Annotated in this window: 11 protein-coding genes and 1 pseudogene; 6 read left to right on the top strand and 6 right to left on the bottom strand. The window is 59.5% G+C overall.

Annotation, left to right across the window (positions count from 1 at the left end; all coding sequences use genetic code 11):
• Window positions 1-5 precede the first annotated feature (5 nt).
• Genes PSH88_RS15440 through bcsQ form a run of 5 tightly spaced genes read right to left on the bottom strand, consistent with a single transcriptional unit; the run spans window position 6 to window position 10785 of the window.
• Entirely contained in the window at window positions 6-3866 is a 3861-nt protein-coding gene (locus tag PSH88_RS15440) for a cellulose biosynthesis protein BcsC (protein ID WP_305421374.1), read from the bottom strand.
• Complete coding sequence (bcsZ, locus tag PSH88_RS15435; protein WP_305421373.1) at window positions 3842-5083, bottom strand: cellulose synthase complex periplasmic endoglucanase BcsZ; 1242 nt, start codon at window positions 5081-5083, stop codon at window positions 3842-3844. The genes PSH88_RS15440 and bcsZ overlap by 25 nt, the downstream gene beginning before the upstream one ends.
• Window positions 5084-5090: 7 nt before the next feature.
• Window positions 5091-7349 (bottom strand): cellulose biosynthesis cyclic di-GMP-binding regulatory protein BcsB, encoded by a 2259-nt coding sequence (gene bcsB, locus PSH88_RS15430; RefSeq protein ID WP_370694649.1) that lies wholly within the window; start codon window positions 7347-7349, stop codon window positions 5091-5093.
• Between the two features lie 41 nt (window positions 7350-7390).
• Window positions 7391-9622 (bottom strand): UDP-forming cellulose synthase catalytic subunit, encoded by a 2232-nt coding sequence (gene bcsA, locus PSH88_RS15425; RefSeq protein WP_305421372.1) that lies wholly within the window; start codon window positions 9620-9622, stop codon window positions 7391-7393.
• Window positions 9619-10785 (bottom strand): cellulose biosynthesis protein BcsQ, encoded by a 1167-nt coding sequence (bcsQ, locus tag PSH88_RS15420; protein WP_305421371.1) that lies wholly within the window; start codon window positions 10783-10785, stop codon window positions 9619-9621. Before bcsQ ends, bcsA begins: the two co-directional genes overlap by 4 nt.
• Window positions 10786-11414: 629 nt before the next feature.
• Here bcsQ and PSH88_RS15415 point away from each other — a divergent pair.
• Window positions 11415-11606, top strand: a pseudogene (locus tag PSH88_RS15415) (hypothetical protein); the annotation flags it as partial.
• 75 nt (window positions 11607-11681) lie between these two features.
• Here the strand turns inward: PSH88_RS15415 and PSH88_RS15410 are convergent.
• Window positions 11682-13169, bottom strand: coding sequence for an aldehyde dehydrogenase family protein (locus tag PSH88_RS15410; RefSeq protein ID WP_305421370.1), 1488 nt, complete (start codon window positions 13167-13169; stop codon window positions 11682-11684).
• Window positions 13170-13727: 558 nt separating this feature from the next.
• Here PSH88_RS15410 and PSH88_RS15405 point away from each other — a divergent pair.
• The 5 genes from PSH88_RS15405 to PSH88_RS15385 all read left to right on the top strand — a co-directional run bounded on the left by PSH88_RS15405 (window position 13728) and on the right by PSH88_RS15385 (window position 19312).
• On the top strand, window positions 13728-14396 hold the full coding sequence (locus tag PSH88_RS15405) for a haloacid dehalogenase type II (protein ID WP_205888857.1): 669 nt from the start codon (window positions 13728-13730) through the stop codon (window positions 14394-14396).
• 36 nt (window positions 14397-14432) lie between these two features.
• On the top strand, window positions 14433-15707 hold the full coding sequence (locus PSH88_RS15400) for an NAD(P)/FAD-dependent oxidoreductase (RefSeq protein WP_305421369.1): 1275 nt from the start codon (window positions 14433-14435) through the stop codon (window positions 15705-15707).
• An 86-nt stretch (window positions 15708-15793) separates the two neighbouring features.
• On the top strand, window positions 15794-17440 hold the full coding sequence (locus PSH88_RS15395; RefSeq protein WP_305421368.1) for an ABC transporter substrate-binding protein: 1647 nt from the start codon (window positions 15794-15796) through the stop codon (window positions 17438-17440).
• Window positions 17441-17486: 46 nt separating this feature from the next.
• Window positions 17487-18443 carry an ABC transporter permease gene (locus PSH88_RS15390; RefSeq protein ID WP_305421367.1) on the top strand — a complete coding sequence of 319 codons (957 nt, stop codon included), beginning with the start codon at window positions 17487-17489 and terminating at the stop codon, window positions 18441-18443.
• Window positions 18440-19312: an ABC transporter permease gene (locus PSH88_RS15385; protein WP_305421366.1), complete on the top strand. Its 873-nt coding sequence runs from the start codon at window positions 18440-18442 to the stop codon at window positions 19310-19312. The genes PSH88_RS15390 and PSH88_RS15385 overlap by 4 nt, the downstream gene beginning before the upstream one ends.

Below are 19312 nucleotides of genomic sequence, written 5' to 3'. Positions count from 1 at the left end.
AATGATCAGTTGGAATAGGGCGATGTATAAGGGCTGACCGGCAGGCTCATGGGGCCGCTGATGTCCTCGAACTGATAGCGCAAAGACAGGGCGCCGCTGAGTTGTTGGTAGTCGTGGGCGTTGTCCAGGCCAAGATTGGCGCCCAGCAGGAAGTTCGACGCGACCTTGTATTCAGCCGCCGCGGCGAGGCTGTAGCCGATCCCGGTTTTGTTTTGCGCTTCGTAGCGCAGGCCCGAGGCCGCCTGCAGGGCTTTGTCGTTGGGGAAATAGTCGGCGCTGTCCTGCTCGAAATGCTGCACGCCGACCGAGCCCTTGACTTGATACGTCAAGCGCCCGGAGCGTTGTGCCCAGGTCACTGGCACGCCCAGGGCGAAGAACGTCTGTGGGCTGAAATAGCCGCCGTGACCGTAGGTGAAATAGTCCTGGTTGTTGGCGTAACTCATGCCGGTCATGCTCAGGCCGACAGTCAGTTTGCTGTCCGGCGCATTTTGCAGGTACCAGTAGACACCGCTGCCCAGTTCACTGCGGCTGTTGGACTCGACATGGTTGCCCAAGAGCTGGTGCCAGGAAGCGTAGCCATAGGCGCCGACTTCGTTGTCGTCATAGCTCAACTGACCACGTCCGCCGTTGGCGGTCACACCACCCCAAGACTGGCCGCTGCGTTTGTCCGTGGTGCCGGCAAACGAGGTTACGCTGTCGGTCACCGGGCGCCGGGAAACGCTCACGCCGTAACGGACATTGGAGCTGTCGCTCACGGGACGATCAACGCTGATGCCGCCGGTGGCGGTGGTGTATTTGAAGCCGAGCGGGGTGGTGCCGAGATCGGCTTTGAGCCCATCCGCGGGCCGTTGAATAGCGACGGAAAGGCCGACACCCTCGGCTTTTTGCGAGCCGACGCCGTCGCTTTGCGCGCCGCTACCGAAGCGCTGCCGAGCCTCGTCGCTGACACTGCCGGCGTTCAGTGAGACTGGCGTCACGCGCAGGGCGACGCGGCTTTCATCCAGCGGGATATTGATTTCCAGCGGTGCTTCAATATCGGTCAGTTTGCTCAGTCCCGACTCGCTGTTGTTGCTGCGAATGCTCAGGCCCTGGGTGACGTAGGCACTGCGCTCCTGGAGGATTCTATTCAGCGCCAGTTGCGCGGGGCTGATGTCCTCGTTCACCAGTGCGGCGCGCGGCACCTGCGACTCGAATGCAGTGCTCGCCTGCTGCGGCCTTGGAGTAGCGTTGATGTCGAAGGGGCCGTAAGACTTCGCGGTGCCCGGCATCTCCTGAGCCGGTGGCGGGATCGCTGCCAGCAAGGTATCGCGACTGACCTCGCTACGCTGCCCCGACACCCCGGCAAAAGGGTTGGGGGCCACCGTCGAACCTGCCATTTGACCGCCCTGGCTTCTGCGTTTCTCGCTCTGTTCGATGGCCACTGCCTTGCGCAGCAGATCGGTCGCCATGCCGGTCTTGCCCATGTTCTGGTAAAGGCGTGCAGCCTGCGTCAGCGTTTGAGGGTTACCGGATTCGGTCTTGAGCAACTGTTGCAGCGCCTGTTCGGCAAATACCGTGTCATGTGCCAGAACCGCCGCGTCGGCGGCACCCAGCAGCAGTTGCGGGTCGTTTGGCTGACGTTGTAACAGCGGTTTGTAGAGTTCGAGGGCTTTTGCCGTGTCGCCGTTGGCCGAGTACATCCGCGCCAGGGCCGAGACGGCAGCGCTGTCACCGGGACGTTGCGCCAGCGCGGGCGCCAGTGTGTCATAGGCGCTGGCCAGATTGCCTCGTTCACGCAGCTGGTCAGCCTGGCGGATGCGATAGCGATGGAGCAGGTCATCGAACCGCTTGCGAGTCGGCGCGTTCAAGGGCTTGTTCTGAAGGTCGCGCAGGATCTCGTTGACCTGTGCGTCTTCTCCGGACTCAAGCAGGACAGCGGCGTATTGCAGGATGAAGTCCGCCGAGGGCGCAGCGGTGTGTTGCAACTGGCCACGCATGAGTGCCAGCGCACGGGTCGGCTCGCCGATGTCGACATAGGCCGAGGCCAGGCTCGCCGTGCGATCCGGACTGTTGTTGGCCAGCGGCTGAAGACGATCGAGCAAGGTCAGGGCTTCCTGGCGCTGTCCGCGCTTGCCCAATTCGATCGCCTGACTGAGTTGCAGGTTGAGGCTGACATCGGCGGCCAGCGCTTCCATGTCCGGGGTGCGCTGGTCGGGACGCAAGCGTCCCAAGGTTGCCTGGGCGGCTTTCCACTCACCCAACTGCACCGACAGCAAGGCGCTGACGTAAAGCGCATCGGCATTGTCGGGGTGGGCCTGGAGCATGGCGTTAATCAGGTCCCGAGCCTTTTGCGGTTCGCCCATCGCCAGGTTCAGGCGCGCCAGGGCGAAGCGTGTCCAGATATTGTCCGGTTCGTAGCGCAGCGCGTCTTGCAAGGCGTTGCGCGCAGCGGGCAGGTCGTTGCGTTGTTCGGCGAGGGCGGCCAGTTGCGTCGCGCGCAAGGCTTGCAGGCGTGCGGACTGGCCGATCTTTGCCTGTCCGGTGGCGGGCAGGCTGTTAATCAGTTGCAGGGCTTCATCGTTCTTGCCGCTCTTGAGCAGCACGTTGACCAGCCCTTCCAGTGCTTTAGGGTCGTCGCGGCGCTGGTTCAAAATCTGCCGATAGTTGCGCTGAGCGTCATCGAACTGGCCCGCGCGGGCCTGAATATCCGCCAGAGCGAGGCGAGCATCGACCCCGTTTGGATTCAGCCGCAGCGCCTGGTTGACCAAGACCTGTGCCTGGGCTGTCTGGCCTTTGGCCTGGGCGTCGCGGGCCTGCTGCAACGCTGACCAGTAGCGCACTTCGTTCAGCGCAACTTGCCAGTGGCTGCCGTCGTGTTGTCGCGTGGCCTGACCCAAGAGCTTTTCCGCTTCGGCCAGTCGGTGTTGCTGCTGGCGAATAACCCCAAGGCCGCCCAGCGCGTCAGCATCATCGGGCCGACTTTTCAGGCGTGCCTGAAAAGCCTGTTCGGCGGTGACCTGATCGCCTTCCTTGAGCGCCTTCAGGCCGCGCGCGACTTCGGCGGGCGGTTGCCATGCCTTGCTGGCCGTCGTTGCCACCTGTTGCTTGCCCTTGTTCATCTGCGCCCGGATTTCCGCGTCATCCGGATGCGTCTTGAGGTACGCCTTGAACAACGGCACTTGTGCCGGATTGGGCGGACCGATCCAGGTCAGCGCCAGGCGCCAGCTTTCGTCGGCATCACCGGCAATGTCGGCACGCTGGGTCAGCGCGGCCAAGGCGCGGATGCCCTCGACACGGCTGTCTTCACGGCGCACCAGATGCTTGGCGTAAAACAGCGCAACGATCGAGTCGTTGGGCATCTCACGTTGCAGGCGCTGAAATCCGCTGCGTGCTTCAGCCCAGTCAGCCTGATTGAAGGCGAGGTTGTTGTAATACTCGCGGCCGATCGTACCTTGAGGTGGACGGCCATCGAACAGCGAGCGAAACACGGCGGTCGCCTTGTCACGCTCACCGGCATCGACGAGGCGCCGAGCCTCTTCCAGGCGCTGCTGGTTCTGCGGTTGGGTCACGCCGATATCCTGCGCCAATTGCAGTGCCTGCCGAGGCGGTGGCTGGATGGCCTGCAAGCGGGCGAGGTATTGCTGCGCCTGTTGTGGCTTGCCCTGTTGCACGCCGATCAAGCCCAGGCCATACAGTGCGTCAACCTGGACCGGGTCCAGCAGCAGGACTTTCAGCCAGACTTCCGCAGCGCGTTGAGGGTTGTTGTGCGACTGCCAGTACTGCCCTTGTTCGACGAGTAAGGTCTGTGGCGTCGGAGTTTGAGCGTGGGCAGCAGCCGTCCATGCGCTCATGACGGCGATGGCTAGCGTGCGGTGGTGCGCGTGCATGCGGTCTCCCAGGAGAGTTTCAGCGTTCCGTCTTCCCGGAATCGGTAATGTTTATCTGCCCAGCCGAGCGCGAACAGGCTAAGCATGAAGTTGTAGTAACGCGGCGGACTGGCGTCGGCATCAGGCCTGGCCAGCGCCTCTTGCAAGGCGAGCTCCACGCGCTGGCGTTGTTGATCGGCCAACCGGGGATGCCCCTTGGCCTCAAGGTAGGGAATCAGTGCAGCCCAGAATCCAAACGGGCTCTGACCCTGGACACTGCCGTGGAGAATCCGGACTGTTTCCGGGGGGGAACCCGTCGCGACAGTGCTGCGAGCCATGCCGTCCAGCCGTTTGAGCAGGAGCGCTGCCAGCGGTTCGGAGGCGTCGCTCATGCCCAGCCAGAGGTACACGCGAATGGCATCGTAGCTGCCCGTGTCGCCGTTGATCGGGTCGTTTACGAAAGTACCCGATTGCGCTGAAGTACCTTGATAACCAACCCAGTCCGCGACGAAACCGTGGTGGCTCGATTGGGCAATCATCGTCGCGGTGTTGTTGGCAATCGCTTGCCAGGGCCCGGAGGGTGCTTCCTTGGCCAGCCGTCGTAACAGTGGCAGTGGCAGGTAGCTGGGGTTCAGACGCCAGAGAGCGTCCGGCAGGACGAAACCCTGTGGTCCAGGCAATACCATTGGGCCCAGCCCAGGCAGCTTGACGACCAATTGTGCTTCAATCGTCGCCATCAGGTGCAGGGCGTCCTGGTGATAGTCCGGCCGATGCCACAGGCGTGCGGCTTCGAGCAGGGCGTAGGCGATCCACAGGTCCGCGTCGGCGGCCGAATTGGCGTCTTGCAGGCGCCACTGACCGTCCGTGCCTTGCCCCCATAACCAGCCCGGCAGGCGTGTGACGGTGGCGGAGCCTGCGAGGTTGGCTGAGGTCCAGCGCCAGAGTTTGTCAAAGCGTGGCTGATCGTTGCCGATCAGCGCGAAGAACATGGCATAGGACTGCCCTTCAGAGGTGCTGTGATTGTTCTCCAGGCTGGATTCCAGAACCCGGCCGTCAGCCTGGACGAAGCGCGTCGCATAGGTTTGCCACAGTGGCCAGGTCGAAGGGTCACAGGGTTTCGCGGCCGCTATCGCGGGCGCCAGCAGGGCAAGCGCAAGCACAGCGCTCAACCTGCGCGCGTTACCGCGCAGGCTCTGGCGAAGTGAAACATCCCGGCTGCTCATGGACGACACAGGCATGCGCGGCTCATTGACCAAGACGACGTTTGGCCCGTAAACGCAGAGCCAGGTAGGCCATCGAAGCAAGCAGCAAGACCCCGAGAAGCGTGAATAGCATGAGCGCTATTACGTTTTGCGAGAGGTACCACTGCAGATAGCGCAATGGGCCCAGGCTCCCGACGTAGTAATCCTGCTGGGCAACCAGCGATTGGATATGCTTGCCCCTGACCACCACCAGACTGCCTTGCAACTCGTGGGCGTTTTCTTCGCCGCTGAGCAGGGCGTTGGTCACGTCGGCCAAGCCGTTGGGCCTTGCGCTGGCGATAAACACCACGCTGCGCCCACTCTTGAGCGGCGATTCGAATCCAGTCAGATACGCACTGCCGTCCTCAGCGGTAAACCTGAAGCTGCTGCGTGCTTCACGCAGATTGGTTTTCGTATCCGGGCTGATCCAGTTGCGCAGACGCAAGGGCAGGTCAGACAGTTCAAAGTACTGCGCAGCGTCTTCGTCCTTGGCTGGCAAAAGGCTTTGCCATTGCTCCAGCAGCGGCTGATTGTTGCCCGAGGCGAGCACCAGCAAATCCCGGTCGCGTTGCTCGGCCAGCTGGTCGGCGTGGACCACCTTCACGCCGGTGGCCGGATAACCGGTGGAGTCGCCGAAGCGGCCCAGCAGGGTCAGGTAGGCGCTCAGTTCGGCCGGGCCTGGCTCGTTGGGCAGGATCACCGATGTTTCAGAAAGGTCAGCCATGCGGGTGAACGGGAAGCCACTGTCCTTGAACACCCCGAGGTTGGGCATGGCCATGAAGTGTTCGTATTGGCTGAGGTCCAGGGTCGAGTCCGGGTCGATCACACCGCGCATGTTGTCGATGATGATGTCGCGGCAGTCGCCCTGTTTGATGTAGTCATACATGAAGCGAAATTGCAGGCGCGATTGCAGCGCTACGGAATTGAGCGGCAACAGCATGCGCGACGTGCGGGCCAGGCTGTCGTCGGTTTTGAGCATCGCCAGCAGGCTGTCGCTGTTGCCGAGTTTCTCGATCGAAGGCAGATCGATCGACTTGATGAAGGTGTCGTTGAAGTTGACCAGCAACGAGGAATTGGTGGAGACCGGTTGCGGCGTATAGCGGTATTTCAGGTCAAGTTGCGCACCGGGCTCGCGCCAGTTGAACAGGTCGGGTGGCAGGCGTAGCGCAACCGTCATTTGTCCCGGGTTATAACCCGACACATTGAGTTCTGCGGGCTTCGCCAGTTCACCCAGGCGAACCGGGCGGTCGGAGGGCAGCCAGTTAGGCGCGTCGTACGGTCGGCGTGGCTTGAGCGAGTCGATCCGCTCGATCACCACGCTTTGCCCGGAAAAGGCCGAGCCGCCGAGGGCCAGCGCTGTCGCGGCGACCTTGAGATCGGCGCCATCGCGCCCGGAGACGATCAACAGTTTGCCCTGGGCATCATTCGGGTTGCTCACGAGTGTCAATGTCGGCCCCGTGGCCTCTTTGATCGGTAAACCACTCAAGGTCGTTGATTCGCTACCGCTGACAAACACCACGGCGTTGCCTTTGGCCGGCAGGCTGGTGAGGCTGGCGGGGAAGGTGGCGCCGCGGTAGCTGGCCAGGGCGCCAAACCAGGACGACAGGATACCGGCGGCTTCAAGCTCAGGACCGCCCGGGCGTCCGGCGAACACGAAGGGTAGCTTCAGGGGCGAGGCGTCTCGACGATCGAACAAGGGCAGCGGCAGAGCGGACAGGTCATTGGGCTGTTTAATCGAAGACACCTGGAGGCTCAGCTGGCTCTCGTTGCCGATCCTGGCCCACAGGCTGGAGTGCAAAGGGTCCTCACATTGCATCGTGTAGTGACCGATGAATTGCAGGCTGAGCCGGTTGAATTCGGTGATGGTCTGCGGCGGAATCTGTACGGTCCGGGTCTGCAATTTACCGGCCCCTTCCTTCGGCAAGGGCAGGCTGGCGGCCACCTGATCGTTGACCAGCACATTGATCTGCGAAAGGTCGGCCAGCAGCGCCGGTGAGTAGCTGTACTGCAGCGTGACCTGCGCAGCCGTGACGACTTCATCGGCGCGCACATCGAAGTTCACACTGTCGGTAGCCTCCACGCCTTTAAGGGTCATCGAATAGCTTTTGCCCAGCTCCTTGAGGGTGCGGGTATAGCTGTTACCCGGGGCATCGGCCCCGGGCAACGCTGCGACCGGCATTACCGCCGGTTCTGTGGCGCTGATTTGGGCGGTAGCACTCAATGCCCAGCCGCTCCAGCCCATTAGCGAGCAGGTGATCAGCATGAGTGAGCGACGAGGAAGAAAGGTCCGGCGAATGGAAGGCTTCAAGATCGTTGCGTGTCCGCGTTGGAGTCGATAGGTGATGGAGTGTCCGGGCGTTTGCGCAGCAGCGCCTGGCTGTCCTTTAGGGTTGCAACGAACAAGCGCAGGATGGCGCGCAAGCCAATGCGGCTGACCTCGCGCAACGCCGACATGGGTGCGTCGAGGCGGCCGTTACCCCACGTGTTGGCCCAGGTGTCGGCCCGTGAAAAGGTCAATCGCACCAGCTCACTTTGCTGGCGCAGGGTCAAAGCCTCGAATTGCACGCCCGCCACGTTGTCGTTGCTGAAGGCCGTTTTTGCGGGGAAGAGGCTTGAGGGAGGTGTGCGCAGAATGCACAGCCGCAGCTTCTCTTTGACGCTGAGCTGAACTTGCGGTGGCAGTGCCAGACCCACGCCGTTTTGTGAGAAGTCCCGGGTTATGCAATCGAACCAGGTGCCGTCTTCGCGATAGACGCGCACGGGCAGGTCCGCGGGCACCCTGGGTTCGTTGCGCACCTGAGAGGATTCAGTGGCCACCGCCACGGCGGTGCTGACGATGACGATGTTGTACACGGTCCAGGCCAGATTGATCAGCAGGGTAGTGGCCTCGGCCGAATCACTCCCGATCAGTTTCACCACGCCGATCGCCAGGCCGATCATGTTCAAGGTCAGCAGGACGATGTAAGGCCGCGCGAGCTTCCAGTTGAAATAGTCCTTTTCAATGGTGCCGCCCTTGTCGGTCACGTTGAATTTGCCCAGCGAAGGGCTGATCAGGGCCAGCAGCACCGGTCGCATGATGTACCAGGCCAATACCGACTCATACACTTCGTTCCAGAAGGAATGGCGGAAGCGCCCCTGGATGCTGGAGGTGGTCAGGCTGGAATGGAAAATATGTGGCAGTACATAGACCGTGACCATCAACGCCGAGGCATGGAAAATCTGCGCGTCGAAGAACAGGTAGGCCAAGGGTGCGGTCAAGAACACCAGACGGGGCAAGCTGTAGAAAAAGTGCATCATGGCGTTGAGGTAGCAGATACGCTGCCCCAGGTTCAGTCCTTTGCCAAACAACGGATTGTCGGTCCGAAAAATCTGCGCCATGCCCCGCGCCCAGCGTATGCGTTGACTGATGTGTCGGGAGAGGCTTTCGGTGGCCAGTCCCGCCGCTTGTGGAATGGCGAGGTAAGCGGTATTGAAACCACGGCGATTGAGCTTGAGTGCCGTGTGCGCATCCTCCGTCACGGTTTCGGTGGCGATGCCGCCGACTTCCAGCAAATGAGTCCGCCGGATGACCGCGCAGGAGCCACAGAAGAAAGCCGCATTCCACTGGTCGTTGCCGTCCTGCACCAAGCCGTAGAACAGCTCACCTTCATTGGGTACCGAACGAAAGGTATCGAGGTTTTTTTCGAACGGATCGGGTGAATAGAAAAAGTGCGGCGTTTGCAGCAACGCCAGGTTCGGGTCCTTTAAAAACCAGCCCATGGTGATCTGCAGGAAGGAGCGGGTGGGCACGTGGTCGGCGTCGAATATGGCAATGAACTCGCCATCGGTGACTTTGAGTGCCTCGTTGAGGTTGCCGGCCTTGGCATGTTGATTGTTGTCGCGGGTGATGTAGTTGACACCAATCTGCTGACAGAAAACCTTGAATTCCTCCCGGCGTCCGTCATCGAGCATGTGTACCCGCAGTTTCCCCTCGGGCCAGTCAATGGCCTGAGCAGCGAGCACCACCAGTTTGACGATACCCAATGCTTCGTTATAGGTGGGAATGAAGACGTCTACCGTTGGCCATTCAGCGGGCGGCTGTTGCAGAAGCTGCGGTTTGCGCTGCAGCGGCCAGGCGGTCTGTACATAACCGAAAACCAGCACGAGCAAGGCATACAGTTCGGCCAGCACCAGCCCGTAGCCAAATACGGCATCCTGCCAGCTGTCGAAGTTCAGGGTGTCGGACAGGCGCCAATACATGTAACGCAACGAAGCGATCAGCGAGAGGGTGATCAGGGTCAGGATCGCCAGACGTCCGGCTTGCTTGCGGATGATCAGGCTGGCTGCAAAACAGACGGCGGCAAATGCGGCCTGGGAATACAGATTCAGCGGCGCAGTGAGGATACCCAGCACCAACAATGCCGCGATCAGCCCGACCGAGATCTTCAGGCCTTGGCGCCAACGCAGGGGCCATCGACTGACGCGAGCCTGGCAAGTATCCAGTAGCTCCTGCAACCACCACGTCTTCGCAGGTGCCTGATTCAGGTGTGCGGTCACGGCATCACCTGCTGGCCGGATGGCTCAGGGAAAAGCAGGGCATGGACCTCGCGCGACAGCGAAAGCATGTCCTGGCTGCCAATGCTGTAGGGGGAGTACTGCAGCGGGTCCCGAGCATAGGCCAGCGATTCGTTGAACTGGTGATCGAGGCGAATCGTCCCGATCAGGTCAGTGCCGAGCCGCCGCCGAAACAGCACAGCCATATCCTTGCTGAACGAATGCGAGTCATCCTGTTGGTTGAGCACATAGCTGTGCCGTTGCGCAGGTCGTCGGCTGGTTTCCAGCCACTGTGTCAGGGTGTCCAGTGCCAGGTAGGAGGCCGCGTCGGCCATCGTCATCACCAGCACCAGATCGGCGGCGTCGAGTGCCTGTTGCGAATAGACGGTTGCGCCTGAAAGGGTGTCCAGGATCACGGTATCGTTTTCGCCCAGGTTCATCGACGCAAGGCGCTGATTCAACCAGCCAGGATCTTCAAGCATCAGTTGCTTGAGCAATCGGCGATCGTTCACCTCGTCAATGCCGAAGGGCAGGCACTCACTGTCACCATAGCCCGGTAGACAATGAGCCCCCCAATCTGCGTCTTGTTGTTTCAGCTGGATCAGACCAGGAACTTGTCTGGTGATGCCCAAATGGCTGGACAGGGCGTTCTGAGGGTCCAGATCAATGGCAATGGTTCGCCCGCCAGGACGCCTAAGTGTTTTCGCAAGACCAGCAGCGATGGTGCTTTTGCCCACCCCTCCGTTTGCCGAAATGATCGCGATGACCTTCGCCTTGGTGCGCTTGCGAGGTGTTTCCGGCAGGCCGCCTCTACGCATCTGGTTGAGGTCGCGCAACAGATCGCTCAATCGCTGGCGATCACTCGTTGCAGAGGCTTCAGGGCGCTCCTTCAGCAGGGAGGCAGCCAGTGAGAGGGTGATGTTCTTCGCAGGTTCAACCGGCGTGTCAATCAACAATAAAGGAGGCTTTTGCTCGCCAAGTAGTGACACTGTGGCAGTGGGTTTCAGGGGAGATAATACATCTATTAACCCTTGCTCAGTCATGGGTGTCGTAGTTGTACTCAGATCATCTTTAAAGTTTTTATAGTTGGGTTGTATTTCCTGGTAACTTCCCGCACTAGCACCAAAACTTGTAAAAAGTTTCGTAATGTCGTCCACATATTTCATGCATTGCACCAAGAATGAAGTGACTCAGAAACTCAATATTCCGTTAACTAAAAAAACCGACGTATCGTCTTGGTATGGAAGGGGTTTGCCTATATTCAGACGTCTGTGTTCGGGTGTCAAACAATGTTATTAAACGTCAGCAACGTGTTTTCGGGTGTTCGCCTGGACGTTATTAGTTCTCATGTTTGGATGTTGTTAATGATTTCAAAAAGTTGACGACGTTTTTATGGCGGTCCTGGAGGCATTCAAAAGCACCTCTTTGGTAAGAAGTCGAAATCATGGGGTTCAGGCAGCGTAAAACTGCAAGTGAACCACGAATAGAGGGGTGGTCTCAGGGACTAAGCGCAATAGTCAGTTAATAACACTGAGCTTATTGGTCGTAGTGCTTAATGTGATTGGCAAAGCTGTTGGCAATGCGGCGATCCAGGCGGGCCAACCTATGGCTCTTCAGGGAAGGAAGCTCGACATGAGTTTTTTGAGGTTTGGCCATAATCAGTTGGGGAGGGGCTGATGTTGGAGTGTTGCTGAGGCCAGGCCCGCGGCACCATCATTGAGGTTGCGCTGGACCGGGCACTGTGAATTCTGAGTTCAGCTTCGGAATCTAAGCGTGGTTGAAGGAGTCTCGCCAAGTGGCCGAAGGTGTCGAAACCGAAGAGCAGCAAACCTTCCTGCGTGAAAACGGCGGCGACGAAATCCAGGGCCATTTTTTCAGCAGTGCGATCAGCGCAGAGGAAATCAGTCTGTTATTGCGTACGCCCCGGTTGCCTCAACCGAGCCGCATTGCGAGCCCAGACTCGGTCAGGCGAAAAAGCGTTGTATAACGCCCAGGCAGTCCAATGCCCGGGCATTAATGACTCCGCGTACGTTAAAACGCTCAACGGTCAAAGCCATGAGTTCTATGTGCGCGAAGGGCTCTCCAGCGATCCGCCAAATCCAATGATCGCTTTGGTTTCCAGATACTCTTCAAAGCCGTAGACACCATACTCACGACCATTACCAGATCGCTTGTAGCCACCGAACGGAGCCATTGGATTCCAGGCGGGGTAATTCAGGTGCACTTGTCCGGCGCGGATGCGAGAGGCAACGGCACGTGCAAGATCAAGGTTCTGAGCCTGAACATGGGCGCCCAGCCCATAAACCGTGTCGTTTGCGATAGCGACCGCCTCATCGACCGTCTCATACGGAATGATGCACAACACTGGGCCAAAAATTTCTTCTTGAGCGATTCGCATGGCGGAATCGACCTCGGAGAAAACAGTCGGTCGGGTGTAGAAACCCTTTTCATGGCCCGGCACACGTCCTGGTCCACCGCAAACGAGTTTTGCGCCCTCATTCAGGCCAGCCTCGATCATTGCTTGCACGCGATTGAACTGGGCCTCATTGGCAATCGGACCGAGTACCGTCTCTTCCGATTGTGGATCTCCCACGATAATCGCATTGGCGGTTGCAGCAGCCAGCGATTCGACCTCTGCCAGCCTGTCCTTGGGAACGATCATTCTTGTCGGGGCGCTGCACGATTGTCCGACGTTGCGAAACGCAGACATCACTCCCAGCGGGACGGCTTTGGCGAAGTCAGCGTCGGGAAGCAGAACGTTCGGGGACTTGCCTCCCAGTTCTTGCGTAACGCGCTTCACTGTATGGGCGGCTGCCTGGGCGACCAGCGCGCCCGCGCGGTTTGAGCCGGTAATCGAAATCATATCGATATCAGGGTGTGCCGCCATGGCTGCGCCGACCTCGGAACCGCTTCCATTCACAAGGTTGAACACGCCCGGTGGAAGGCCGGCGTCATGCACCAGTTGTGCGAAAAGAAGGGCGCTCAGTGGCGACAGCTCGCTGGGTTTCAAAACCACTGTGCAGCCGGCAGCAATAGCCGGGGCGACTTTCGCAGTGATTTGATAAAGCGGCCAGTTCCACGGAGTAATGAGAGCGCAGACGCCTATGGGTTCGCGTTCAATCGCGGTGCCGCCTTCAACCGTTTGGAAACGATAGGTGGACAGCAGATCACGTGCGACCCGCACATGTTCGGCTGCAAGAGGCACTTGCATGGCCCGTGCGGAACCGATGGCAGCGCCCATTTCGAGAGAGATCGCCTGGGCAAGCACTTCTTTTCGTTCAAGGATGAGGTCATAGATCTTTCCAAGGAAAAGCGCGCGCGATTCTGCCGAGGTGGCAGACCAACCAGCAAATGCTGCACGAGCCGCAGCGACTGCCCGATCAACATCCGCGGCGGACCCTTGCGCGACGTGCGCAACAACCTCTTCAGTTGCCGGATTGACCACCGGCAAACTGGCCGGGATTGCCGGGGAAGACCAACAGCCGTTGATATAAAACGTGTGAGACGTTTGCGGATCGACGCTGTGGCTATTCAAAGATTGTGTTGTCATCCAATTAGCTCCCTTAGAACGGTAATAGGCACTGCGAGCAGCAGAGGGCGGGCTGTCTTGCGACCTTGCAAGGCTGCCGAGTCTTCTCAATAAGCTAACAAAGCAGGCCAGACGAAATATGCCGTTCTTTAAGGTTGCAAAGGACAATCTGCTGTATCTGCCGGGCTAACTTTGCACCAACGTAACTTGACTCGTTTTACGTCAGTAACCCGTCTGATAAAGCCTCTTGCTGACGGTTAGTCGATAGCTTTTGGTAACCAGAGCAAACTGCTTGATTGCGCCGCTTGATTTCGGTTGTGCAGGGCTCGTCAGCGCACCATAACTGCCCGAAAAGGCGTAAAAACCGAGGTGAAACGCCCGAGTCTGGAGCGTTCCGCAAAGTCTGCTGAGCGAGCCCTGCAAAACGGTGGTTTGTACCAAGCTGCCTGCACATTTAACGATTTATGCATGGTCTCATGATGTTGTAATGAATTCGTGATGCAGCGTTACCCCGATGCTTCCCGAACGGAGTAATTGCTTGCCCCACCATGACATCAACAATTATCCAGGACTGCACTCATGAGCTTTCTTCGACCCAAGTTTATTACCTTCGACTGCTATGGCACGTTGACCAATTTCCAGATGGGAAACATGACGCGCGAACTGTTCGCCGATCGTGTTCCAGCCGGGCAAATGGATCAGTTCGTCAAGGACTTCTCCGCCTATCGTCTGGATCAGGTGATGGGTGACTGGCGGCCGTATGATGAGATTATCAAGACCTCTCTGGCGCGGGTCTGCAAGCGTTGGGGCATCGAGTACAAAGGCGAAGGCCAGCTCTATTACGATGCCGTACCAACGTGGGGTCCGCATGCCGACGTACCGGCCGGCCTGGCGAAAATCGCCGACAAGATCCCGCTGGTAATTTTCTCCAACGCGATGGACGAGCAGATCATGTCCAACGTCGACAAGCTCGGCGCGCCTTTCCATAAAGTCTTCACTGCCCAGCAAGCCCAGGCCTACAAGCCGCGCCTGGCCGCCTTCGAGTTCATGCTCGATAACCTCGGCTGCGGGCCGGAGGACGTTCTGCATGTGTCTTCGAGCTTCCGTTACGACCTGATGCCGGCCGACGATATGAAGATCAAGAACAAAGCCTTCGTTGCCCGTGGTCACGAACAGCCTGGAAACGCCTGCTACAGCTACCACCAGATCCCCGATATCGGTGGTTTGGCTGGGTTGGTCGGTCTCTGAGTCTCAGGGCACTCTTCAAGGTAAAAGGGGTTAGACATGGGCAGTGAGTCCTATTGGCTCGATACCGCACCGGCATTCACCGGTGCCCAGCTCGGTGCGTTGCCCGGGCAGGTCGATGTGGCCATCGTTGGTGGTGGTCTCACCGGTCTGGCGGCGGCCCGGGCCCTGGCCTTGAAGGGGGCCAGTGTGGTGGTGCTGGAAGGCGGAAGGGTGATTGGCGAAGCCTCCGGGCGCAACGGCGGTCAGTGCAACACCGGCGTTGCCCAGGACTACGCGGCACTCAGCGCCAGCCTCGGCGCTGATAAAGCGCGAGCCTATTACCTGGCCTATGAAAGCGCCGTGCAGAGTGTCGTCTCGCTGGTGGAGGGGGAGCAGATTGCCTGCGACCTCAAGCGCAATGGCAAGCTCAAGCTGGCCGCCAAACCGATGCATTACGAAGGCCTGGCGCGCACTTGCGAACTGATTCGGCGGGAGGTCGATGCCGAGGTCGAGTTGCTCTCTGCGCAAGAGGTCCGTGCTGAAGTCAACTCGGCCCAGTTCCATGGAGGCTTGCTGCAGCGTAACGGCGTGCAAATGCATGTCGGGCGCTTCGGTGTCGGTCTGGCCGAGGCGGCAGCACGTCACGGTGCGTTGATCTATCAAGGTACACCGGTGACGGACTGGAAAGCCCGTGCCGGCGGCTATCAGGTCAATACCGCCAAGGGCTCGCTGCACGCCAAACAGGTTCTGCTCGCTACAGGCACGTGCCAGCAGGGCGGATTGGGTTGGTATCGGCGGCGGATCGTGCCGGTGGGCAGTTTCGTAATCGCCACCGAGGTGCTACCGCAGGCCCTGATCGACAGCTTGCTGCCAGCACGGCGTTCCTATGTCACCAGCCGCATGATCGGTAACTACTTCCGCCTGACGCCGGACAACCGTTTGCTGTTTGGCGGCCGTGCGCGGTTTGCCATGTCTGACAGCGTTTCCGACGCCAAGAGCGGCAAGGTATTGCAAGCGGCGATGGTGCAGATGTTCCCGCAGTTGGCTGGCGTGAAAATCGACTATTGCTGGGGTGGGTTGGTGGACATGACCTCCGATCGGTTGCCCCGGGCCGGCCAGCATGGAGGGGTTTATTACTCCATGGGTTACAGCGGTCATGGGGTGCAGATGTCGGTGCACATGGGGCAGGTCATGGCCGAGGTCATGGCCGGCAAGGTCGAGGCTAACCCGTGGCGCGAACTCGACTGGCCAGCCATTCCCGGGCATTTCGGCAAGCCCTGGTTCCTGCCCTTGGTAGGTGCGTATTACCGCCTGCAGGACTACCTACACTGAGTTCAAGGTATTTGCTTTACGTTTCAACCACACACGATTAATCGCGAGCACTCGAGCCTTATCATTTTTCGAAAGGTAGAACTGACATGACTGACAACAAAAACAGTATCGACTCCCAGTTGATCACAGGGAAAGAAAGTCTGCGCATTTTCGAAGGGCTCAATCGCGGCATGTCACGCCGCAATGCATTGCAAATGCTGGGGTTGGCAGGGGTGGCCGTCGCGGGCGCGGGCAGCCTGTTCGGCGCCGCCGGCAAGCTGTTTGCCGATGATGAAGCCGCAAGCCCTGGCAAAGGCAAACCCGGCGGTCGTATCCGCGTCGCAGGCTCATCCAGTTCCACCGCCGATACGCTGGACCCGGCCAAAGGCTCATCGTCCACCGACTATGTGCGCCATTACATGTTCTACAACGGTCTGACGCGTTTCGACAGCCATATGGTGCCGCAACTGGAGTTGGCCGAGCGTATCGACACCACTGACGCCACGCTCTGGGTGATTACTCTGCGCAAGGAAGTGGTCTTCCACAACGGCAAGCCTCTGACAGCGGCCGACGTGGTGTTTTCTCTGTTGCGGCACAAGGATCCGATCACCGGTTCCAAGGTCCTGCCGCTGGCGTCGCAGTTCGCCGAAGTCAAGGCCAACGGCACCCACGAAGTGCAGATACAACTGAGCGGCCCCAATGCTGAACTGCCGTCGGTTCTTGCCATCTCTCACATGCTGATCGTTCCTGAAGGTACGAGCGATTTCAGCCTGGGCATCGGTACCGGTCCGTTCAAGGCTAAGGAGTTCAAGCCTGGGGTGCGTTCGATTGGTGTGCGCAATACCAATTACTGGAAACCCGGCTTGCCGTATCTGGACGAGATCGAATTTATCGGCATTGCCGACGAGTCGTCACGGATCAACGCCCTGTTATCGGGCGACGTACACATCGTCAACGAGGTAAACCCTCGCTCAACGGTCCGCATCAAGGCCAGCACCAAGCATCGGGTCGTGGACTCGCCATCGGGTAACTACACCGACCTGATCATCCGCCAGGACCAGTTGCCGGGCAAAAGCCCGGAATTCACCGAAGCCATGAAATTGCTGCTGGACCGGGAACAGATCAAGTCGGCGATATTCCGTGGTTTCGCCAGGGTCGGCAACGATCACCCGATCGCACCCGGTGCGCGCTTCTACAACGCCGACCTGCCACAACGTGCCTACGATCCGGAAAAAGCCAAGTTCCTGCTCAAAAAGGCCGGCATGGAAAACATCACCATGCCGTTGATGTGCTCGCCCGCCGCAACCGGTTCGGTGGATATCGCCGTGCTGCTGCAGCAGTCGGCCAAACAGGCCGGGCTCAAGCTCGACGTCAACCGCCTGCCGAGCGATGGCTACTGGTCCAACCACTGGGCGAAGCATCCGATCAGCTTCGGCAACATCAACCCGCGGCCCAATGCCGACATGCTTTTCTCGCAGTTCTTCCAGTCCAGCGCGCCATGGAACGAATCGGGCTGGAAGAACGATCAGTTCGACCAGTTGCTGATACAGGCCCGCGGTGAAACCGACGAGGTCAAGCGAGGCAAGATGTACGCAGACATGCAAACCCTGGTGCATCAGCACAGCGGTATCGGCGTGCCGGTGTTCATCAGCAACATCGATGGCGCCGACCAGCGCGTCAAAGGCTATGGCACCAACCCTCTGGGCGGTTTCATGGGCTACATGTTTGCCGAGCAGATCTGGCTGGACGCTTGATGAAAGTCGGGTTTTTGCTGCAGCGATATTGCATGAGGAAAGGGTGATGAATAGCAACACACTTTGGTTGATCGGCCGGCGCCTGGGCGCGGCGATCGTGACCTTGTTGATTGTGTCCATGGTGGTTTTCGCCATCACGGCGGTGCTGCCGGGGGACGCGGCTCAACAGTCTCTGGGGCAGTTCGCCACGCCGGAACAAGTGGCAGCCTTGCGCCTGAAGATGGGGCTGGATCAGCCCGGTGTGTTGCGTTACCTGCACTGGTTGATGAACCTGCTTAGCGGTGACATGGGGCTGTCGGTATCCAACGCCATGCCGGTCAGTGACTTGATGGCCGGGCGGCTGCCCAACACTCTGATGCTGGCGGCCGCCACGGCGCTGGTATCAGTGCCGGTGGCGCTGATCCTTGGCATCGGTTCAGCCATGGGCCGGGGCGGGCGCATCGACAGTGTCCTCAGCTTTCTGACCTTGACCATGGTGGCGGTGCCGGAGTTTCTGGTAGCGACCCTGGCGGTGCTGATTTTTGCGGTGAACCTGGGCTGGTTGTCGGCGCTGTCCTATGCCAGTGACATCACGTCACCCTGGCAATTCATGCGCACTTACGCATTGCCGGTGATGACGCTGTGCTGCGTGATTGTCGCGCAAATGGCGCGCATGACTCGAGCGGCGGTGATCGACCAGCTCGACAGTCCTTACGTGGAAATGGCCCGGCTCAAAGGCGTGAGCAAGATGCGGATCGTCCTGCGCCATGCCTTGCCCAATGCCATCGGGCCGATTGCCAATGCCATCGCCCTGAGCCTGTCCTATCTGTTGGGCGGGGTGGTGATCGTCGAGACGATCTTCAACTACCCCGGCATCGCCAGCCTGATGGTCGATGCCGTGACCAACCGCGACATGGCCCTCGTTCAAGCCTGCACCATGTTGTTTTGTACGGCGTACCTGACGTTGGTGCTGATTGCCGACCTGTGCGCGATTCTTTCCAATCCGAGGCTGAGAAATCAATGAACAATCTCATTGTGAAATCGCCGGCTCCTACCAAATTAGCGCTGGGCAAGGTTTCCCACGGATCGTCCTGGCTCGGCCTGATTGGCGCTGCGATGTGTGTGATCTGGTTGCTGGTGGCCATCTTCGGCCCATGGCTGGCGCCACATCCGGTGGGGGAAGTGGTCTCTGATAATGTCTTCGACAACCTGAGCGCGGCGTACCCGTTCGGCACCGATTACCTGGGCCGCGACATGCTCAGCCGGATCCTCGTCGGCGCACGATTCACCGTCGGCCTGGCGTTGATAGCCGCGGTGTTGGCCAGCGGTCTGGGAACCAGCTTTGCGTTGCTGTCGGTGGTTTCACCAAAGTGGCTGGATGAGTTGATCAGTCGCCTGATGGACGCCTTCATTTCGATCCCGAGCAAGATGCTGGCGCTGATCATGGTCTCAGCCTTCGGCTCCTCGGTCACCTTGCTGATTTGCACGGCGGTACTGAGCTTCACCCCGGGTGCGTTCCGTATCGCCCGCAGCATGGCGGTGAACATCGAAGCGCTGGAGTACGTGCAAGTGGCCCGTACTCGTGGCGAGCGTCGGCTGTATGTGGCTTGCGTGGAAATTCTGCCGAATATGCTCAACCCGGTACTGGCAGACCTGGGGCTGCGCTTTGGTTTCATCGTGTTGCTGCTCAGCGGCATGAGCTTCCTGGGCCTGGGCGTGCAACCGCCGGATGCCGACCTCGGGTCGCTGGTGCGCGAGAACATCGGCGGCCTCAACCAGGGCGCGCCTGCCATCGTGATTCCGGCGTTGGCCATCGGCACCCTGACCATCGGTGTGAATCTGTTTATCGACCGGTTTTCGTCGCGACGTAGTCGACGTTCGGGAGGCCATTGA

Source organism: Pseudomonas wuhanensis (assembly GCF_030687395.1).
Classification (GTDB): domain Bacteria; phylum Pseudomonadota; class Gammaproteobacteria; order Pseudomonadales; family Pseudomonadaceae; genus Aquipseudomonas; species Aquipseudomonas wuhanensis.
The sequence above is the reverse complement of the archived record's forward strand: the minus strand, read 5'-3'. Positions and strand labels throughout refer to the sequence as shown.